At 55.2% G+C, this 1,093-nt stretch carries 2 protein-coding genes; both read left to right on the forward strand.

What is annotated here, in order from left to right:
* The first annotated feature begins 222 nt into the window (after window positions 1–222).
* Window positions 223–465, forward strand: coding sequence for a hypothetical protein (locus tag HTY53_RS24580; protein WP_174109193.1), 243 nt, complete (start codon window positions 223–225; stop codon window positions 463–465).
* Between the two features lie 346 nt (window positions 466–811).
* Window positions 812–1,090, forward strand: a complete 279-nt coding sequence (locus HTY53_RS24585) for a MafI family immunity protein (protein WP_174109194.1) — start codon at window positions 812–814, stop codon at window positions 1,088–1,090.
* Window positions 1,091–1,093 lie beyond the last annotated feature (3 nt).

Here is a 1,093-nt window from a genome sequence, read left to right on the forward strand (position 1 = left end):
CCTCGCGAGTTCAGGCGTAATGCGGTGTCATCAACCTAACGGTGTCCGCGTGTCCTGAGTTACAGGGGCAACTCCAAGCACAGGCATTGCGTCAATCTGAAGTCCTAACTCAGAATGGGATGTCGGGACTTTGGGAGGTACCGACAGAGCAACAAGCAGCGCGAGCCAGAAAGATGTTCAGCGAGCTCGGCATCACTAATATCAACATCAAGGTGGTACCAAATGTTAAATAGGCATATCGGAAAGGCAATCATTGACGTTGCGCTGTTCCTGGAATCCTCAGATGAGGATCTCGTCGATCCGGATGCCGCAGTACAGGCAATGGAGCGCTTGGGTTTTGAACTCCAGTTGATGTCTGAATCGGAGCGCTTGGAGTTGGCCCGCTGTTTTCACGACGTGGCTGAGGAGTATGGTGAAAAGGAAGCATTCGTCCGCGAGCTTGCGATCAACCTAGGCTTAACCTGAATTGTCGAGGGCGGCTCGACGTCCTTTATGCTGGAACGCCAGTCCGGGCTGTGATATCAGTCCGCTTGCGGCTCTGGATCTTTTGCGCCGTGGGTTTTCGCTGGTGAAGATTCGCGGCTTCGGGCTTCCACCGGCGCGCGTCTAAGGAAGTATCTCGCTGCAACGGAACTTAACCGATTGTCAGGGAGCGCAGATCCGGCGCCTCGGCCACTGCGTCTGCTTGATGGACAGAAGCCAGCGTGCTGATCCGGTTCTGATGGACGTCGTAACGCCAACTATAAGCGCTCGCGTTCGTATGGGGAGGATTCGTAACTGCAATCTCCACGAATGCTCCTAGGAGCCCGACGTGCTACGACATGAATCCAGTCTTGAAGAGTTCGAGCCAGACCTTCGGAACGCTCTAGAGTCGGTGGCCAAACAATTACCGGCGCAAGACCTTAGAGACGTGGAAGAGTATTTGGACTATGGCGAATATGGCGTGGCCTACGAGCTTCTGATTTTCCTGCTCGACAAACAGCAATTGGCGTGGCCGGTCACGTTGATCCGCAAGGCAGACGGCAGCATCGACCGCGAAGCGTCCGATGCGCTGGTCGCGCAACTGAAGGCCAATCTAGGCCTGAACTAGGCC

The organism is Cupriavidus gilardii (assembly GCF_013314895.1).
GTDB classification, from domain to species: domain Bacteria; phylum Pseudomonadota; class Gammaproteobacteria; order Burkholderiales; family Burkholderiaceae; genus Cupriavidus; species Cupriavidus gilardii_C.

Coding starts and splice junctions, on each gene's coding strand:
- HTY53_RS24580 (WP_174109193.1), top strand. CDS start 223: ATGTTAAATAGGCATATCGGAAAGGCAATCATTGACGTTGCGCTGTTC.